We start from the raw sequence: 19,856 nt of genomic DNA, 5'->3' as shown, positions 1-19,856 counted from the left end.
TTCAGGATTTCAGCAGCACGGACCTGGGTAATACGATGATCTCTAACGTCTTGCAGAACTGCAAGACGTTGAATTTCTTTATCAGACATAGTGATCAGCATCTATATTTTATATCCAGTCCATGGTGATAAAAACCATCATAAACCAGACATTTTTATTGGTGAGAATATAGACACTTTAAATGGGTTCTAACATGGATAGTTCGTATAACGCGTATTATGTTAATTTTAGAAAATCGTAATAGGATAATAAAAATCTATATTGTTTTAAGAAAACTCTCTTATGATTAAATCTCTATAGTTCTTTTAATATTTGCTATGTATCAAAGAATCAAGCAATGGGCTAAATCAATTAAAAAAGACATCTTGGTTGTTTGGCTTATTGCAAAAGACAAGCGAACGCCCAATTCTGTAAAGTTTTTAGCTTTAATTATTGCTGCTTATGCCTTCTCACCAATTGATTTAATTCCAGATTTTATTCCCGTACTTGGGTATTTAGACGATATTATTATTGTACCTTTAGGTATTTTATTAGTTATCAAGCTTACCCCACAAAACATTGTAGATGATTGTAGAATTCTTGGAGAAACCTTAGTTGAAAGGCCTATAAACCGTTGGGGAGCAGGAATTATTATCCTGATATGGCTTCTAGTATTAGGATATTTAACCATGTACTTCATGAACGATTCACTGTCTATACTGCCTATTTTTGACAAGTGAGATTTAGATACCCTCTCTCATTTGCACCCATTTAATATAATGGGCATTATTCGAAATTAAACTTTAAACCAAAATAGAAATGAAATATCTGCTTTCAGAGCATGACATTAGTTCTGTCGTTCAACTTTAAAAGTGACATTGGCCATGTCGATCCCGAATGATGATATGTAGGATAGCAGTAACTAGTTTCTTGGATTCTATTCACTAAAACTGACAACGTATGTATCGCATGAAGCAATGTTAAAGAATCTGGTTACTTTGTGCATAAGTATCCAGTTCACCTTGAGTCACGACACGCACCGCCTGCATTTCATCAATACGTACCAGTAGCAAGCCACCTAAAGCAGGCTGATAACGACGGGCACTGCCGAAAGGCGTATAGGCCACTTTCGACTGAATACTAAAGCTCAACCAGTCTTCATGTCCCAACATCACAGCAACCGGCTCAAGTCCCTGCTGCTGCATTAATTCAATTTGCTGATTCACATAGTCTTCAATGGTTAATTCAGTCATGGTGCGGGTATTCAGTTTGAAAATTACATTTCAGACAGTATAAAGCATGCAAATCGAGCTGAAGATCAGAAAACCAGCAGCCGGTATTCTTTTAATAAATAAGTCGATTGGATTTTAATTTTCTCATTCTAGATCTGAAATTTTCTATTTCATACGATTGATAAAATTAGGAAATAACCTGTTTCACTAATAAGCTATTGAATTAGAAAATTAATTATCCAAATTTATAGCTTATAAAAACTTAATATTTAGTTACAACCTATTCAATATGATAAAAATCATTTACTTAACGTTTAAATTGATTTTTTCTTAATCAACCGATGTTCACTATATACACAAATTCATTTAAATTAATTTAAATAAAGGCATTTGCCCTTTAAAAGATAATTTTTCACCCTTATTTAAGATTTAACAATGATGAAGGAGTGATCTCGTGAAAAAAGTGGTTAAAGCGAAAAATTTGATTGCATTTCGACTATGGTTAGAAAAATTAGGATATTCGGTACGCACCCTGGCGGATGATCGTGGTTTCAGTTTCAGCTTCAAGAAAGAATATGGCCTGGTGACCTGTGATCTGGCAGGTAATGCTCTGGCACTACAGTTAGGCGAGGAATTTGAAGATCATTTAAAAGCCTGATTGCTTCTATTTAAGAGAAGAAAAATAAATTAATCTTTCCACTGATTCAACAGCGCTATTCTCCAGTTATTCAGCCCATTTCGATGGGCTTTTCTTTGTTTAGTAAATTTGAGGCAATAAAAAAGCAAGGCATTTGCCTTGCTTTAATATGATGGTGGGGACGGAGAGACTCGAACTCTCACACCTCGCGGCGCTGGAACCTAAATCCAGTGCGTCTACCAATTTCGCCACGTCCCCATCAGGGTACCAACTTAGCGTTGGATTTTTTTCAAACTTTGGCAGAGGATCAAGGATTCGAACCTTGACGAACGGTTTTGGAGACCGTCATGCTACCATTACATCAATCCTCTACTTCCACCCAATATCCAGTTACCCAAATATCGATTGGTGGGGACGGAGAGACTCGAACTCTCACACCTCGCGGCGCTGGAACCTAAATCCAGTGCGTCTACCAATTTCGCCACGTCCCCAATGGCTGTGTATATTATAGAGATAGACCGGCATTGACAAGCGATTTTACAAGCAATCACAATCTATTCCGCTATAAAATAAACAGTTAGTTTAATTTTTTATAAAATTTATGTCGAAAATTTGATTGATTTGAAGATATGACTGCCCATTCGTTATTTTTAATCATTTCGATTCAATTCCAACATTTCAAATTAAAACTCAAATAAATTTCTAATCTTGATCAACATGAGCATTCAAAATACTGAAACTATTATTCATAAATTATTTTTGAAGCAGTGCATGGAATCAGAATACAACACAGCATAAATACAACGGCTTTGCCAAATTTCAGGCAATAAAAAAGCAAGGCACTCGCCTTGCTTTAATATGATGGTGGGGATAGAGAGCATATCGCCATTAAACTGAAACCCTTATCCTGTAAGGGTTTTTCTTTTAACTATTGATTTTTAATAAATTAATATTGTATTAGAATGTATTACAATGTGATTTAATACATCAATCAAATATCTGATTTGCACCAAATCTGCACCACGACATTATGAAGATACCAAAGGCTATTCAGCGCGGTGATAGTTGGCGCATTTGCGTCAATCATCAGAACAAGCGTCACACCTCTACCCATGATACAGAAAAAGAAGCACTGGAGTGGGCAGCTCGAAAAATTATCGAACTTAAGGATGCGGCAAAAGCGTCAAAAGGTGAATTACCTAAACACACCTATCAAGAAGCAATTGAATATTACCTGAAGAATGTGACACCAAAAAAGAAAGGTGCGCGCTGGGAAACTTTGCGCTTAAGAAAGCTGATCCGCGATAATCCTCAGTTAGTGTCAAAAAACCTTACAGATCTCAAGTCATTTGATTTTGTGAAATATCGTGATGCCAGAATCAAGGATGTAACCGCTACGACTGTTTCAAGGGAAATGGAATTGCTTAGTGCTGTACTGCATTGCTGCATCCGTGAATTGGGATGGTTACACTCCTCTCCCCTCACTACGGTATCCAGACCAAAGTTGCCACCACCGCGAAATAGACGTGCAGCAGATCATGAGATTGAAGCTATTTTGAATGCCTGCTCTTATGTTGAGGGTGAACCGGTTAAAACCAAAGGTCAGGAAGTGGCTTGGGCTATGCTTTTTGCACTTGAAACTGCAATGCGGCTTGGTGAAATCACAGCAATGACCTGGAAGAATGTTCACATTGATAAAATGTATGTGCATCTGCCAGACACCAAAAACGGCCTTACTCGGAATATTCCATTATCTGAACGTGCTGAAGAATTGCTACGCCACATGAAGGGCGTGAATAGCCCTCGCGTTTTGAGTATTGATTCAGATTCCCTTTCGGCTTTATTCAGACGGTACCGGGATAAGTGTGATATTCAGGATTTAAGATTCCATGACTTGCGACATGAGGCCACTACTCGCATGGCCCAGATTATCCAGAATCCGGCTGATCTAGCCAAGATTACCGGACATACGGATATTAATATTCTGGTGAATACCTACTACAATCCAACTGCTACCGAGGTTGCACAACGATTAAGAAACGGGCTTAGGGGATAATAATGAAAACATGGACCTACTTTTATATAGAGCACGCGATAAAGAATGGAGAGATTTTTAGGAAGGAATCTGGGTGGGGATTAAAGAAGTAATTTTGTTATAAAAAGGAAAGATACATGAGTAAAAAACAAGACGCTGGATCATCGGATATCGCACTATCTACCGCTGACGGGCTAGTTAAAAAAGTTCTTGAAGATGTCACAACTGGGGTTGGAGGAGAAATCTTAGCTGAAATTCCTTTTGTTTCTTCAATATTTGCTGTGGGCAGGGCTGTTTCTGCACTTAAAGATGCAAGGTATCGCAAAAACCTAATCGCCTTTTTTTATGAGTCTGAAGAAAATACAGAATTTATGAAGAGGTTTTTTGAGGACAAAGCAAACGCTGAAATTGGCTTGGAGATCTTAGGCTTGGTAGAGCAATCTTATCTAGAACGCCAGGCTGAGATGATCGCTAGAATAACCAGAATGTGGAAAGAAACCAAAGAAATTAGCAAGGAAACATTTGATGAATATGCAAACATAATATTGAATTTTGACAGTCACCTTATTCGTCAATTTGAAGAGTATATTAATTATAAAAAACCAACAGCTTCAAATTTGGATTATGGGTTGAAGATTGACGCAAGTGGAACATACGTTAATCCTTTATTATTCGAAACAAATTCTATGTTTTACAACCCGCCAATGGATTTTGTTAGCTTTGGCTTTTTAGAAAGGGAATTTATACCAAATCATTTTGAAGCAAATGGCTTAAAGAGAAAAGATTATTACTCGATAACTCAAAAAGCTCATGATTTCTATAACTCTATCTTTAAACAAAATCCTAAATAAGCTGTGCAGCCCTCACTTAGAGAGCCTTCACACATATCCCCACATTAACATTCGTCGTAATCGAATGAGCTGTGCAGCCTGATAGGAGGAGGCACAGCGTTAAAATCTTAATTACGCTTTTCATAGTCGATCAGCACTTTAGCCACAGCCTTAGCAGCCAGCCAGTAACGTGCATTAAATCGGGCAAGTTCGTCTTCATTGGAAATAAAACCAAGCTCTATAATCAAACCACCGGCATTCACGTATGCCAGTCGTCCACGCGCTGATTTAGATTGATCAATCCAGCCATTATCCCCACGTAAACGACTACCCAATGCATCTGCTACAGCTTTTGACAAATCCTGAGCCAGTTTCTTATCTTTTGGCAGTGCAATGGTTTCAATACCATTGGCCTGCTTTGATGTAGCAGCATTCATATGGAATTCAACCGCAACACTGGAACCTTTAATCAATTTGATCGCAGATGAAAGTGGATCATTCTTATTTCCAGCACCATCAGTTTTGACTTGCAACCCGGCTTCTCGCAAATAGTAAGACACAGCATTGCGGAAATTAACTACAAGATCAGCTTCTTTTACCCTGCCATTCACTGCACCTGGATCAGAGTTGCTATGACCAGCTGTCACCGCAACAAACTGATTAACCCCATGTAATTCGGGCTGTTTCTTCAAGCGTGCTAACACCATCGCCACACCTACAAACATTCCGATCCATTCAGCAATATTCTCAGGAATCTTGTTTTTTAGTTCTTGTGGAATCACATTCCAGATATTCAAAAACTGTTCTGATAATAAAATCAGAGCATAGAAGAATGCGCTTAACGCACCAACCTGCACTGACTTAAGTTTCCATGCCTGTTTCCAGTCATCAATTAATTTCATTTGCCTTCCCTCAGACGTTGTAAAGTTATTTCATGAAGTTCTGTTGCTCGGTGATTTTCCAGTCGCTTGTAGTACCAGTTCACCACAAAGCCACCCAAGGCAATGGTGATACCTAGCCAAGCCAGTACATCAATTGACGCAAGGTATGCCACAAAACCAGAAGCCGCCCCCGCATACGTTGTTTTTGATGCAGCGGAAGAAACAGTTGCTGCCATTTCCATTACTGCTGTTTTCTGATCGGACATGCCGCCCCCAATTATTTTTGACATTAAAAAACCCTGATCTAATTAAAGATCAGGGTTAAATGTGGTTTGTTGGGTGTTAATTAGGAAAAGTTATAACCATTGCCGTAAATAAAAATATTAGAAATAAACTCTATAGACTTATATGAGAAATAGAGCATAACTATCAACAGCATTAAATCCATTTTGTTTTTATAGTATAAGACCAAGCCAACATATAAAATAAAAGCAAGCATACCTATTCGGTCTGAACCAAGGAAATAAGCAAGAATGATTATTGGTAATCCCGCAATAATCGCTATCGACTTTCTTATTGATATAGCAGCAAAGACAATGAATACTGCTGTCTTTAATGCACCCATAATCCCAATGCTTCCACTTTCTAGAGTGCTATATGCGCTATATTTTGCTTGGATATGCCCTTGTAAGAAATAAAACATCCCACCAAAGAGAACCAAGCCGCCCAATGAAACAACTAATTTTGTAGGCCACCGGGTTTCTTTTGCAAAAATTCTAGATAAATAAAGCGGAGCAATCATGATTGCAACTTGAGCATGCGTCAATATAGCCAATATAAATAAAGCAATCCTTGACCTGTTAGCATATAGCAACCCTAGCACTAAAAAAATAAAGCCAAATTTTAGGCGTTCAGCCGAAAAAAGCATCACAATAAAATAATAATTACTCAATACTAAAAGTAGAAAAAGATGTCTGTGCCAAACAGCCTTGTAATATCTAAAAATAAGAATAGTTGAAATAAAAGTCAAAATGGTATTTGCTATTGCAATAAATATGTCTTTACTTATTGATATTGAGTTAAAAATTTTTGATAAAACAAAATAACCAGGCTCGGAAGAACCTAAGGTATTTTGAAAACAAAAAAATTGCTGCTCAAGAGTATATGCATCATAAAAACAATACCTATAGAAATCCCTATAGTGTGATTGATCTCCATTTGTAAAAAAAGGCATTACAATAATAGTGAAAAAGAATGCGATTATTGAATAGAGCGTTGCGAATACTATTGATTTATTTATCTTCATTACATAAACATTAATGTTTTGATTGGGGGAATTATCAACATAGTCCCAGTCTTTTGCAAATTAAAAAACTGAGACATGGTTATTTTTGATAAAAAGCCCCGAAGGGCTTTCTATTTAGTTAAATAGCCTTGCAAACACTGATCCACTCTTTGTGGTGGTATCTGTATTCGTGTCGCTAAAATCGAAAGACACACCGATAAAACGGTCGGTATGCGCCGAAGAGTTAAACAACTTCGCCGGCATTGGGAAGCTACCAAAAGCCGCCGCCGGATAGGACATCACCTCAATACCTGAAAAGTTTCTATTCCCATCGGTGCAGTAAAACTGTGCGCGCTTCGGATCACTGTTCAGTGGCTTCAAATAACAAGTCAACTTTTGATCAACGATAATCTTGTTATTAGCAAAAAATGGGGCGTTAGTGATAGACCCGAATCCTGAGATACCAGCAGTGATGTTAGTTTGACCATCGAACGTGAAAGATAGTTTATTCCCTTTCGAGTTATCAGGGTCAACAACACTGAAAGAACCGCCTGTGCGTGAAGGCAAACCAGTTGGATAGGTTTGCCCAATATGGTTCTCGAAGGTACATCCATTGAGGCGATGTACATTTAACTCAAGTATTGGCTTTGTGGACATTGCACCAGAGTAATCAACCGTGTTGTTCTTCCAGATGTAGTTTTTAATTACATGCGGGAAGTCCACACCCAAATGCGTAAACTGGTTCTTGATAGTGAATAACTTAGGTGTCTTCATGTAGTTGTCAAATATATGAATACCTTCATTCATCAGGATTTCCATATCATAAAACTGCTCTTCCAACTCAGGGCTAAAACTAGCAAAGAACTTGTTATCATGAAACTGGAGTGCCTTCTGCACAGTCATCTCGTAGTCTTTGGCAATAGCATTATTCGTTGACAAAAATGCACGCTTTAAAAGTTTACGCATATCCACAATACTGGCTTTAACGCCTGCTGCTATTAGTGCATCTCTTGATATGTATGGCATAGCTGTATGCACGTTATCAAAGGTATCCATAAAGCCATAAGGCTGGAAAGCTCCGCCTTTGTACCACAGTTGCATGAAGTACCATGATCTAGAGTTGTTGCCGTAGACGAACATATTATTTTTGGTGGGTTGGTTTGTAAGATCCCAGCCGTAGGCACATTGCAGAACGGACACAAGAAAACCGTCCACGGTGTTGTTATAGAAATAGTGCTCATTACCATGCGACTCAAAAGCGCACATTTGAATCTGTGCTTTTGGTGATGAGTCTGTAAATCTATTATTGTAGACTTTACAGTCCGGAGCGGTGGTCCAGATCGAACTATGGTCGTGGCTGCTTGAAGCGGTGACTGTTGTGTCTTTAACGTGGTTGTTGTAAAAACGAATCCCTTTAGCTTTGTTTCGACCCACAACAATATTGCCGTAATCACCACCAACAGTTGTCAAACCATACATATGGAAGTTGGTACAGCCGCCCAAAAACACCAAGTAACGGTTATTGTAATGTTGCGATGCCATGCTTCCAGCTTGAGTGCTATCAATCGTACCAGCACCGAATAGGTGGACATCATCTTGCGGAAAGAAGTCTGTCCAGTCGCTCGGGTTACTAGGATTCGCAGCACAGAAAACCTGAGTTTCACTATTGTTAAAATAGCTACCGATCTTTATTGATACTCCCGACTGAATCTCATAATGAACCCCACCAACAAGCCGGACACCACATTTAATCCCTGTAGACACATGCGTCATGCTTCCGGTACGCGGAAGTTCACTATTGATAAAAATGTCTTTATCGAATACCACGCGCCCTTTCAGTTTATTGTATTGTAATGCGTAGTTTAGCTTATCAAGCTTCTGTGCATCATCGGTCACGCCGTCACATGCGCAGCCTGCCATGTATGGTGAATAAGTATCAGACTCTAGGAATCGCTCCCAACCGTTAAAGACAAATACGCCATCGTTTTCAGCCGCTCTGGAAGACTTATAGATAAAGCAGTTACCGCCCTTGTACGGGGTTGCCTCGCCTAAGTACCCAACGCCATTACCAGGGCGGTAAGATTTTACAAAAACGCGCATGCCGTTGAATGGGTTTTGAATCGCCAACATTTCTGCGATTGAATCTAAGCCATCATTTATTTTTTTCTGAGAAATACCATGATAAACAACAAAAGAAGCATTCCATCCTTTATCAACGGCAATTTGTGCTAATCGCTGCATCAAGTAATTGTAATAATCATCTAGCTGGTCTAAAGCTACGCCCTGCTTGCGGATCTCCTCCATAAGATAAGCCCGCAGCTCATCATCTCGATCATCCACATAGTTTTTAAGAGCATCAATGCGATTACCTAGAATCCAATCCGCTACCCCTAACTCCTGAAGCTTTAACCAGATCCAATCGAAATCCTTGTTTACAGCAGGTGGACGGAATGAATTGTTATAAGACTGGTAATCAACTGTACGGCTGAATGGTGTATTTCGCTGTAAAATAATTTTGCTACCGGAAGCTGGTGCAGTGGTGAATACTATGTTGCCACCGGTTAAACTCCACGTTGCAATCGGTGGTTCAATTTCATCCACCAGCACAATTAAATGATCTTTTGATTCACACTGGAATTTCAGCGCGAAGCTGGTTGTGACACCATTTCCAGTATGTTCGATATACGGCGTTTGTTCTGGAACTGTCATGATCTGCCCCTTAATTTTCAAAATCTAAGGTGGCTTCAACAACACCACCGCTTGTCCTCCAATTAGGGCTTTCATTGACCTCATTATTTCTGTGTATTTTGCCTACTCGTTCCGGCTGGTCTACGATTGCACCTGCTGCTGAGTCCATGTAATCGTCAGGTTGGTTGGCAACGGCTGGATTCCATTCACGCATCTGTTTAGCTGCTGGTGCATCTTCTTCGGTGTTATCTGGATTTCTTACCACAAGGACAGAGATATGCGCCCAAAGTAGACCGGACATAAGCGGCCCTTCAAAACTTTCAAGAATGCGCTTATTTTTATTCTGGGATGCATGCCGTTCTTCCACGCCACAACGAAGTTTTCGCTTCTTCAAAGCCGCTTTAAGTGAGGAACCTGCAAAGCCACCAATACCATTGGTCTCAATTACAATTTTCGGTACATGGAATTCTTCTATCAAATCGCAAAGTTGCCATACCTGACCACCAATAATTTCACCATTTTCATTGGTAATAATATCGGGACCGGTCAATGCAATGGATCTGTGCCAGTACTTGTTCCCCAGGTCGTCATGCAGCACCAATGCAGTGGATGAAATATCTGATTTAAGCTTGCCTGATGATGGGTCCCACTTAGCGGACATACCGACAATACGGCGTTCCCCTAGCATCATGAAGTATTCACCATTGGCACGTTTCAGCACCGGCTCACAGTCATAAGCCAAAATCTTGTCTGGATCTAGACGTACATCACCAATCGGCTTGGCATGCATCTGGTACTGTGAATCCCATTCGTTCAGGGTTTTACATTCTTCGCGCCGGAACTCCATTTCTTCAGGTGTGAAGCGTTCTTCCCATAGCCCTTCAGAATAGAAATCCACAACATAGTTAGATTCAAGGAATGTAATTTCCCAGACATTTTTTAGCTTTCGGCATTCATAGTGTTCGCCTTTATGCAGATACTTTGCACCAACGCCAATGCCTGAGAATCCATGAACCGGCTCAAAATCAAGTAAAACCTTCTGGCCTTTCTGTGTATCCTCAAAACGCTTTTCGTGCTCAAACATTTTGAGAATTAATTTATCTACCTTTCGTTGTTTTTTGATTTTTTCATAAAGTGAATCGTGGGTATGTGGTGTACCGATCCAAAGCTTCTTTGCACCTGGTATCGCAATGTGTGTCTGCTCAGATAGTTTTTTCGGCAGCTTTTCGCGTTGTTCCGGATTGGCCGTGGTTTGCGGTGTCTCAACGTCATCATTCTGGATAAAGTGTGCACGGTGACCTGTTACACCTGAAAGAATTCCTTTGGCCAACATAGTGCCGTATCGAACATCTAACGTGCCATTTACAAACCAGCGTTCAATCTCACCCTGACGGATGCTGACATTATGATTATCAATACACAGTGGATGCTTTTCGAGGACATCACGCGTACCTTTTGAACACTTATATGCATCTGAGTCGGTTGTGCCCTGGTGTAGAATCTGTGTGTGTGGCCAGCAGTAAATTACCCAGGCGTTAAATACGTCCAGAATGCTGGACTTGGAATGCCCACGCGGCAGCATAAGCAAACCTGTACGACCTTTAAGATAGAAATCTTCAAGGAATATACAGACCTGAACATGAAATAGCGGAACCTTCCAGCCTTGTAGCTCAGCCCAAAGCAGAAAGAACGCTAAGAATGAAATCTTAGGTTTAGTCATTAGCTAAGGCGTTGTTTAAGTTTTGCGGCTGCTTCTTCGGCTTTTTTAATCAGTTGCTGTTCGTATTTCTCCTGAGTTTCTTTGGTGGCACTGATCGGCGGAATCTTGCCTGACTTCACATCTAAAACACGTTGCAGAGTCGCCATGACGCCAGCCTGATTTTTCACGATGCCATATAAAAAAGCTTTATCCCCACGTCCTACTTTTGTTCCGATATTGGTATCAATTGCAGCTTCCGCAGTACTGACCATGTCGTCTGCAATTTCTTCAGAAAGTAATTTGATTCGTTCTACTTGGTCATCACGCATAAAAAAATCCCCCGTATATAAGCCATATATACAGGGGGTTCGGTTGAGCTTAATTGGGTGTCCTACTTACTGCACGACACGTTCAAAATCAGGCATCTGAATGTCACCTACATCATCACCCCAGAAGCGTGTCCGGTCGTGCTGACGTTCGGCTTTACGCAATAATTTTTCACGGTAGTCTGGGGCAATCATGTCCTGAATTTCATCAAAGACTAGGCGATTAGTCGCGGCTTTGGTGTACCACAAGTTTTGTGCAGGGATCTTGTTCTTGAGTAAGCGGAATGCTTCATTAGATGCATTAGTGTCCTTGTCATCGTAGTACTGCGTCAGGTTGCCTACAGTCAAACCGAGCACAGCTTTAACGTCTGACCCCAATGGACCTACCATAAAATCTGAGGTACTACGCCCTGAAGTATCAGTACCCGCCACCAGAATATCACCAAGGATGGATAAGCCACCGCCTTGAACCGCTGAACGTGTCCAGAAATTCATAGCCTTTTGTGGATCATCACTATCCCACATGGTAGAAGGGTCATTACCATTGGCTAGCTCTTTAAGCTGCACAGCCAGTGCGCCAAGTAATGTGGTCATGGCAAATAATGAAACGCCATAAGCTGCTTTACCTTTCACCCCATCCTGCGCCATTGCGCGTGAACCATGGCGCATTAAAAATGCTGCTGGGAATGACTTAAACTGAAGCATAGACTTCACAAGTTCACCCATGCCTGTTCCTTTTCGCTGTCCTGCGCTCATCCATGTACGTTCACGCAATCCGGCTTCAACTACGGCCATCCCCTGTTCATCCAGCAAGTGTGCCTGAAACTGTGTGGCTACTTCGTCACGTACCTTTTGTGGGTCGCCAAACCTAGTTAAATCACTATCTGGAATTTCATAGATAGAACGCGCAGACATCAACTGATTGCCTTTACGATCCACCACCGGATCAGCCAGGCGCATGACTTCCCAAGCTCGTTCATTCAGTCCCGTTTTTTCTATGAGTTCACGGTCCATGGCATCCAGATCGGCCCATGCTTTATTGCGGGTCAAAGTGCCATATTTATGCATAAGCATCTTGGTAAAGCCGACTTTTGAAGCTGCTGTGAGTGCATTCAGGCCAGATATACGCATAACTTGTGAAGCAATACCACTGGACACACGTGCCAGTTTCTGTGACTTGCCATGTACGGAAGTCAATCCATCATCCGACCAACGTGCGATAGAGCCAAGCATTTCCTCTGTGGCCAGACCTAGGCTGTGCGCCAGCTCCCGATCTTCTTTATTTTTCGGATTGAGCTGTGAAATCAATTCACCAAAAGTTTTACGGTAGGCAATACCATGGATCGATGCAGTCTTTGCAATCATGGCCTGATCGGTGACGGATGAAATTGTGGTACCACCCAGCATGGATGCCACGTTCATAGATCGATATGCCAGACCAAGATTGGCGAGTACTTCGGATTGCGGTGTATTCTGGCCCGAGAACTCATCAAACATGGTCTGTGCACGTTTACGACTCTTGCCTGTCGTGTTCTGGTCTAAACCCTTTAACCAGTCCTTTTGCTCTGCTGCATCCATCAATATGCGCATGGCATTTTTAGGACTACTGCCCAGATTTTCAACCATAGCAATATCTTTAGATAAGCCATTAATATGCGCTTCCACCAGGTCTACAAACGGCATGCCACCGAACTCAGCCTGATATTCCATCCACGATTCAGCATCTTTAAAATGCAGTACCCGGCTTTCAGAATGACGGCTGGTGACTTTGGAATTACCACCAAAGGACTGACGGCCAATTTCAGTTTTATTTGCACCGTTGCTACTCAGGGTATCGAATGAATATTCGAGTAGTTCGCGGATCTCTTGCTGTGAATAGTACGTGCCATCCTCATGCGCGTATTTTGAAGTGTCGATTAAGCCTTCTGCCTTTTGCACCCAAGCTTGTTTGCCGGCTAATACAATCTTTTCCAAGCTATGTGTCTGCGGCAGTCCCCAATCATCCAGTTTTCCAATGTCACCGCCGGCACGGTTGAAGCGTTCGCGCATGCCTTCAAAGACTTCACCCATTTTGTCTGAAATCTTCTTGGCCAACGGATCACCGGTACTGTCATTGAATCGTTCACGTACGATCTTCTGAACTAGTTCTGCATCGGTGAATACACCTAAACCGCCTTTAACATTGGTATAGAAGTCCACCAGTTCACCACGGTAAATGGCTGCAATCGCGCGGGATTTAGAATCAATCGATTGAATGCCGGACATATCACCATGCGGTGCCACCATACGATCTACCACTTCACTGGCCGATAATGTTGGATGATCTAGCAAGGCAAGGTTCTTGTTTTGAGTCAGAATGTCACGTGCTGCAATGGCATGTTTTCGTTTTAGTTGTGCCTGAATATCTTCCGAGACAAACTCACCGGCTTTCACTAACTTTTCAGCATCGGATAAATTGCGCCAGTTCTGAATATCTTTTTTGGCCAAAGACTTCATTGCATCTTTAATGCGGTTTTCAATATCGGTTGCTTCTTGCTGGTTTAGTGTGGCCTTGCCGAGTGCTTTTGCTACGGCGGCCTTGCATTGGTCTTTCATAATAAAAATGCCCAGATAATTTTCATCATCTGAGCATTAATAAGAGTGTGGTTTGTTGGGTATGAATTAGGAATTAAACTCTGCTTCTGTCATTTCACCCAGATAAGAAACTGAATTAATATACACGTCATAAATTTCCATTTCAGGGTGTTTCTTCTGCGTTTCAGTTTGAATTTCTTGGGTGAAATTCTTTAGAAAAGATTTTGTAATTTTATTCGTTGGAATAGTAAAATTTAAACGAATATCTTGATTAAATTCATGTCCAGATTTTTTATCTTTGAAAGAGGCATGACAAAGATAATGATGTAACTTTTGAGCAACTGACATTCAAGTCTCTCCAAAATTCAAATTTAGAAAATTAATTTCAAACTATCCCATATATAAATTATAAAGTGAATAAAACATGTCTTTAAAGTTTGAAAAATAAAAATTATTCCCCAAACTGTAGAGCACAACTAATGGCAGTCTGTGCGGCCAAAGTATCTTCTTGTGCCTGACGTGCTTCAGCTTGCATTTCATCCAGTCGTTCACGCAAGGTCATTGTGATTTCTTCCATTTCCCCATCTGGTCGCATACGGCTAACAGAAATCTGCTGATCAGGATTCTGCATGATGATATCTAAAGCGGCTGACTCTTCTGGACCATCACCAAACAATGAACCCTGACGCGGATCGCCCATACCCTCGATCCGGTCAATCTCACTTTGAATATTGTCTGAAATGGCCTTAGCACTACGTTTGTTCTGATCAAAGACATTTAAGAAGTCACGCGCACCAGGTGAAAGTCCATCATCGATGAGCTGACCCTGATTTAAATAATCCGGTACGGTCTGGCCATTGGCTTTCAGGTCACTGAGCTTTTGCGCTGCCTGAGCCAAATCCTTGGCCAAAGTGTTTTGATGACGGCCACCTTGTTTCACCAGGCTATCAAGCTGTGCCAATTGTGGTGCAGCACGGAGCAAGGCATTCAATACTGTCTTACTGTCATCATCCAGATTCTCAGCCATACGGCCAATCAGTGACGAATCATCATAAGCACGTTGCATGATTGCAGATTCAATACGGCGCTTTCCTTCCTGGCTTAAACGTCCGTCACCGGTAATGACTGTGCCCTGTTCTGACTTTGGTAATGAGCCTACAAAGCCGCGCACAAAGTCCATCGATCCATCAAGGTTAATTGTGCCGTCATTATTGATTGTCAGCAAAGAAGCATCAGGCAGACGATCTGAGTCGCTCACAGCGCGTTCGGTTGCGGAGTACTGCGCAACATCGGATTCATTGGCCAGTTTTGCGAATTGCGTACGGTCTGTATCGGTTAAACGTGTTCGGACTAAAACAGGATTATTGATCCAGGCAATATCAATGCCGCGTTCTGCTGCATATTGCTCCAGGAATGCCCGATATTCTTCAGCACGGCCAGATTCATAAGCCTTTGCAAGGGCCAGTGTACGACCGTTGCCAGACTCCACCACATTATCCATGCCGATAATCGGTGCACCATCAGATAGCTTTGGAGATTCGCCAAGCAACTCAGGTCGTAGATCCTCGGCCATACGTTCAATCTGTTGGCGTGATGCTTCCCGGGTACGGTCACGCGGTTGCAGTTCAGCTGGATAAAGCGGATTAACCCCATAGGCCAGATCATTCGATGCAATCAGTTCATCCAGTGATTTGACCTCATAGGCCATGTCATAGCTTGAGCCATCCATGCCGATTGCAGTACTGGTACCATTACCACCATATCGAGCGCTTAGACTGTTCCACTTATTACGCCATTTGCCAATAGCCTGCCCGACTGTCATGCCCTCCATGGCATTGTTTTTCACAATGTCATTGGCATTCTTTGGATCATATTTGCGGACGACATCGATCAGCTTTGCATTTGGATCTGCTTTTAAAACTGCACTTGCTCCACCTGGTCCAAGTAAATGCCCTAAATAATGCTCATGTGGTTGCAGCTCACGGCCAATACTTTTCTTGATATGGCTTTCTGCCTGCTTCATGTGCTTGAAGCCGATACGGATCTGCTCATCAATATTGGATCGATCACCGCCGCCCAAGTTACTCCACGACTTATCCAGCACCTGAAACAGACCATGTGCGGATGATGTTGGATTCTTGGCTGTATGGCTGAATGAACCGCCCGTTTCAATATGGGCAATGGTTAAAGCTACATTTGGAGGAATCCCGGCCTGTTGTGCTTTAAGTGCAATCGTTTTGGCATTGGTTGGTAAGGCCATAGTGTCGTAATTGACTGGCTTCTGTTTATCCTCACCTTTCACCGGATGCACCACGTTTACCGGTCGACCCATGCGAATTGCTTCAACTGATGCATCTAGGTTTTTTAAATGGTTGTTGTGCTGGATTGGATCGGCTGGGTTTACTGGTGTCAGCGTTTCCTCAAACTCCAATTCATTTAAAACCAGTGCTGCCTGCTGCTGTTCTGGTGTGACATCGGGATTATTAAAATACTTGCCTGCACCACGTGCTGCACCGAAAAACATAGTATTCAGCAAGATATCCGTCGTGACTGATTCGGCTGTGACTTCGTATTTTTTAGCCTGTTTGTCGTAGCCTTCAGATTCAAGAATTGCACCGGATACAGCTTGGCCACCAATGGACAGACCAGATGCACCACCAACGGAAAGTAGGCCATCTTTAATCACGCCACCTGTGCCTTTAAAACCATAGGACATAGGCAATGCAGTTGATACCGCAGCCACAGCACCATCAGTCAAAGCGACTTTTAAAGCGGTTTCTTCGTCCACCCCGTCACGGGTTAAGTCACCATAGACATAGTTGGTCTCAGATCCACCGGTTACAGCCGCAGCACCAGCGATACCACCAACGGCGCTACCAACCACAGCACGTGTTGCATAGTCGCCCAGACTGAATGCGATATTGCCGACTGTGCCGGTATTCTCTTTGTCTTGCAGATAATCAATCGATTCATAGACCAGATCATCACGCGCCTTTTGCTTGCGCTCCTTATAGGCAGAATACGGCTCGCTAAATTCCTCCTTGCCCACATCATCAAGGGAATATGAAACACGATCCACAACGGCATCAACTGGTGCAGCAATCGCATCACCGACCTTGGCAAAGCCAGCTGCCGCACCACGAAACGGTGCAGCCACTTTAAACAGTGCGCCAGATTCTTCTTTTTGCTCAAGCGGCTTAAACGCCACACCTGGTGTATTCAGCTGATCGACCTGCTTTTGGTCATCAGTAGAGTATTCAGATAGCCAGTTACTCATTACTTGGTTGCTCCCTGCATATTGATCCGCCACATCACGCCACCCACTTGCAATGGCGCACCACGTTCATTGATCAAGTCATATTGGATCTCGCCTTTTTTAGATCGCTTGTCAGATCGGCGTAGGCGTAAATCTTGCAGTTCGGCCGTGCTGATACCAGTGGCCTGAGAAATCGCGGCATAGCCTTTGCTGACTTCACTTTCAAAACGGTCATCATCCATACCGTATGGCTTCGATACCTTCCATGTCTTTTGGTTGCCGTACTTCACGCCTTGTTCATATACGCCACCAGTCGCCATGCTTAATGCAGTCTTGGCCAGATCCTTGCTCATATCGTCTTTGTCTTTGTGCTGGTAGCCATTGCGCTCAGATAGATGCACATAGATCGACTTGAATGCCGAATAAGACATATTTGCCGTTTCTCCGGAGACAGAATTACCCACGTACTTATTGAACTCAGAACGTAGTAAATCATCCTTTGGAACAACCAAGGCTTTATTCTTTAATGCCTGAGTACCGGAAATAATCGCTGCTGCTACATCTTCACCATCACGTGAACGATAGTTATTAGCACGCGCTACACCCGCCATAAGGTATGTTAGATCACCACCCCCTAGCTGCCCCATGGTTGCAGACCAGATCTTACTGCCATTCGGTACGCCTTTTGATTGGTTGATCAGCTCCCCAATAAAGTCCAGTTTGTCATTCACAGACTTGGCTTCAAACGCTTGCTTGGCTTCTGCTAGATCTTCTGCAGCAATAGGTTTCACCACAATGTTTGGGTCTTTAAGCGCCAACTGACTCACGCCGTTATCAATCGCTTTCGCAGCAAATGATTTTGGATTGGCTTTTAGTTCACCAGCATTCAGGCTATGTGTTTCTAAACCTGCTTCGCGTACCGCCTGATTTGGATTATTTTTTAATGTTTCTGTCTTTTCCTTATGGATGGATTCATATACGCCTAAAATCTTTTCCTCATTCACAGCATCAGCGGTCTTGCTATTCTTGGCACGCGCCTTCTGTTCATTGATACGCTTTAGCTGCTCAGATGTAGACAGGTTAGAAAACTGCTGAAAATTATTGGACTGTGATTTGTAGAAGTTATATTCGGCCTCATGTTCAGTACCGACCACTGCACCGCCTACACTTGCCAGATAGTTATCATCCAAAGCACGACCAGTCAGCACCTGAGATTTAAAATCATTCAGAACTTTGCCGGCTAATTGCAGACGTTTATTTTCTTCTACCTCAACCTGTTTATTGATTGCATCGATCCGGCTGAGTGCCTGTGCTTTTTTCTGTTGCAGTGTCGGGCCGTCTGTATAACCAAAACCACCGTTATCCATTTCAGTGACAAGCTGCTGCAGGCTGGCCGTGTCCTTATTTTCAATGGCACTGGTGATACGTCCGTCAATATCTTGCAGATCACGTGTGCCTTGGTATTTATAAATCAGTGCCTGTTTTTGTGCTTCCGGTATGTTCAAGCTTTGAATATTGGATTTGACGTATTCCTCACCGGCTTCACGATCCATACGTGTACCAATCTCAAGATAACGATCAGCCAGTACTTCACCTTTTTTGTTATCAGCACTCAGCTGCAGCGGCAGGAATGCAGTAGCATTACGAGTCACATTGCTGGACCAGTGCTGACTTAATGCCTGGTGTGCATGCCCGGGCAGCTCACCTTCCATATCTTTGAAACGCTTTTCAGACCATTGCTGTAATGTTTTATTGGCTACATCTGCATTCATTGCGCCGTTGGCCACATCGTTTTTAAGCAATGTTACCTGCTCTGATAGCTCGGTAGTCAGTACATCATCTAGCTTAACCTTGGCTTCTTTCTCGGCCAGATCATTGTGATAAAGCTCTGCACGTTTGGCAGATACATCGGCTTCATCAGATTTTCTTCTGCGCTCCTCAATGATGCCGTCTACTGCCTTACCAATACTTCCGAGTCCGGTCATCGGCGTATGCTGCTGCATGACTGGTCGAGACACATCCCGACCTTGAGATTTTGGAATTAACGCCATTATTTCCATCCTCCTGATGATGCTGCACCCATAAAGTCAGAGGCGGCTTGCATTGCATAATTGTTACGTTGCATTTTGCCCTGCATGCGAACCTGTTTAGCCTGATAACCTGCATCTGAAATATTGAGTGATGCGTTATAGGCTGCATCAGAAATATGCTCATCCTGAAGCATTGCTGCTGCACCTACATCAACATTCACACCATTTTCCGCAGCCTGTGCACGCGCCGTTGAAGCATTGCTTTTGCCTTGCCGCTTCATCTTTTCGGCTTCTGCACGTGCGACTGAGTTGATAGTTTTGGCATTACCTTTGGACACAGCATCCGCCATTTGGGCATTTGCCATGTTTTGAACGCCTTGCATGATTCCGCCTGGATTGCACAT

The 19,856-nt window shown here is 42.5% G+C and carries 16 protein-coding genes and 3 tRNA genes; 4 read left to right on the top strand and 15 right to left on the bottom strand.

From position 1 onward, the window contains the following. Positions 1–317: 317 nt before the first annotated feature. Complete coding sequence (locus MWG72_RS08085) at positions 318–719, top strand: YkvA family protein (protein ID WP_247143700.1); 402 nt, start codon at positions 318–320, stop codon at positions 717–719. 240 nt (positions 720–959) lie between these two features. Here MWG72_RS08085 and MWG72_RS08080 read toward each other — a convergent pair whose 3' ends face one another. Continuing rightward, complete coding sequence (locus MWG72_RS08080) at positions 960–1,232, bottom strand: hypothetical protein (protein ID WP_243474950.1); 273 nt, start codon at positions 1,230–1,232, stop codon at positions 960–962. A 433-nt stretch (positions 1,233–1,665) separates the two neighbouring features. Here MWG72_RS08080 and MWG72_RS08075 point away from each other — a divergent pair, with 433 nt between their 5' ends. Beyond that, the gene (locus tag MWG72_RS08075) at positions 1,666–1,869 is read left to right on the top strand and encodes a hypothetical protein (RefSeq protein ID WP_004280022.1); all 204 of its coding nucleotides are present in this window, start codon (positions 1,666–1,668) and stop codon (positions 1,867–1,869) included. Positions 1,870–2,021: 152 nt separating this feature from the next. On the opposite strand, the gene MWG72_RS08070 is transcribed toward MWG72_RS08075, so the two are convergent. From MWG72_RS08070 to MWG72_RS08060, 3 genes are all read right to left on the bottom strand, one after another. Continuing rightward, positions 2,022–2,106: transfer RNA gene (locus tag MWG72_RS08070), tRNA-Leu, on the bottom strand. A gap of 39 nt (positions 2,107–2,145) precedes the next feature. Beyond that, positions 2,146–2,219, bottom strand: a tRNA-Trp gene (locus tag MWG72_RS08065). Between the two features lie 35 nt (positions 2,220–2,254). Continuing rightward, positions 2,255–2,339, bottom strand: a tRNA-Leu gene (locus MWG72_RS08060). Positions 2,340–2,878: 539 nt separating this feature from the next. On the opposite strand from MWG72_RS08060, the gene MWG72_RS08055 reads away from it, so the two are divergent. Both MWG72_RS08055 and MWG72_RS08050 read left to right on the top strand, forming a co-directional pair. Beyond that, entirely contained in the window at positions 2,879–3,904 is a 1,026-nt protein-coding gene (locus MWG72_RS08055) for a site-specific integrase (protein ID WP_247143698.1), read from the top strand. A gap of 116 nt (positions 3,905–4,020) precedes the next feature. Next, a complete protein-coding gene (locus tag MWG72_RS08050) occupies positions 4,021–4,734 on the top strand; it encodes a hypothetical protein (RefSeq protein ID WP_247143696.1) in 714 nt (237 codons plus the stop codon). Between the two features lie 107 nt (positions 4,735–4,841). On the opposite strand, the gene MWG72_RS08045 is transcribed toward MWG72_RS08050, so the two are convergent. The 11 genes from MWG72_RS08045 to MWG72_RS07995 all read right to left on the bottom strand — a co-directional run bounded on the left by MWG72_RS08045 (position 4,842) and on the right by MWG72_RS07995 (position 19,856). Then, positions 4,842–5,615 carry an N-acetylmuramoyl-L-alanine amidase gene (locus MWG72_RS08045; RefSeq protein ID WP_247143694.1) on the bottom strand — a complete coding sequence of 258 codons (774 nt, stop codon included), beginning with the start codon at positions 5,613–5,615 and terminating at the stop codon, positions 4,842–4,844. Beyond that, entirely contained in the window at positions 5,612–5,884 is a 273-nt protein-coding gene (locus tag MWG72_RS08040) for a holin (protein ID WP_247143693.1), read from the bottom strand. The genes MWG72_RS08045 and MWG72_RS08040 overlap by 4 nt, the downstream gene beginning before the upstream one ends. Before the next feature lie 56 nt (positions 5,885–5,940). Further along, a complete protein-coding gene (locus MWG72_RS08035; protein WP_247143691.1) occupies positions 5,941–6,900 on the bottom strand; it encodes a hypothetical protein in 960 nt (319 codons plus the stop codon). 114 nt (positions 6,901–7,014) lie between these two features. Beyond that, positions 7,015–9,588, bottom strand: coding sequence for a hypothetical protein (locus tag MWG72_RS08030; RefSeq protein ID WP_247143689.1), 2,574 nt, complete (start codon positions 9,586–9,588; stop codon positions 7,015–7,017). Between the two features lie 10 nt (positions 9,589–9,598). Continuing rightward, on the bottom strand, positions 9,599–11,287 hold the full coding sequence (terL, locus tag MWG72_RS08025; protein ID WP_247143687.1) for a phage terminase large subunit: 1,689 nt from the start codon (positions 11,285–11,287) through the stop codon (positions 9,599–9,601). Further along, entirely contained in the window at positions 11,287–11,595 is a 309-nt protein-coding gene (locus tag MWG72_RS08020) for a hypothetical protein (protein WP_247143685.1), read from the bottom strand. Before MWG72_RS08020 ends, terL begins: the two co-directional genes overlap by 1 nt. Positions 11,596–11,661: 66 nt before the next feature. Further along, positions 11,662–14,187, bottom strand: coding sequence for a hypothetical protein (locus tag MWG72_RS08015; RefSeq protein ID WP_247143683.1), 2,526 nt, complete (start codon positions 14,185–14,187; stop codon positions 11,662–11,664). A gap of 66 nt (positions 14,188–14,253) precedes the next feature. After that, on the bottom strand, positions 14,254–14,514 hold the full coding sequence (locus MWG72_RS08010; protein WP_247143681.1) for a hypothetical protein: 261 nt from the start codon (positions 14,512–14,514) through the stop codon (positions 14,254–14,256). 103 nt (positions 14,515–14,617) lie between these two features. Further along, entirely contained in the window at positions 14,618–17,443 is a 2,826-nt protein-coding gene (locus MWG72_RS08005) for a lytic transglycosylase domain-containing protein (RefSeq protein WP_247143679.1), read from the bottom strand. Beyond that, complete coding sequence (locus MWG72_RS08000) at positions 17,443–19,473, bottom strand: methyl-coenzyme M reductase (RefSeq protein ID WP_247143677.1); 2,031 nt, start codon at positions 19,471–19,473, stop codon at positions 17,443–17,445. The genes MWG72_RS08005 and MWG72_RS08000 overlap by 1 nt, the downstream gene beginning before the upstream one ends. After that, positions 19,473–19,856, bottom strand: a complete 384-nt coding sequence (locus MWG72_RS07995) for a hypothetical protein (protein ID WP_247143676.1) — start codon at positions 19,854–19,856, stop codon at positions 19,473–19,475. The genes MWG72_RS08000 and MWG72_RS07995 overlap by 1 nt, the downstream gene beginning before the upstream one ends.

Source organism: Acinetobacter lwoffii (assembly GCF_022967985.1).
Classification (GTDB): domain Bacteria; phylum Pseudomonadota; class Gammaproteobacteria; order Pseudomonadales; family Moraxellaceae; genus Acinetobacter.
This window is presented reverse-complemented; position numbering and strand designations above follow the sequence as displayed.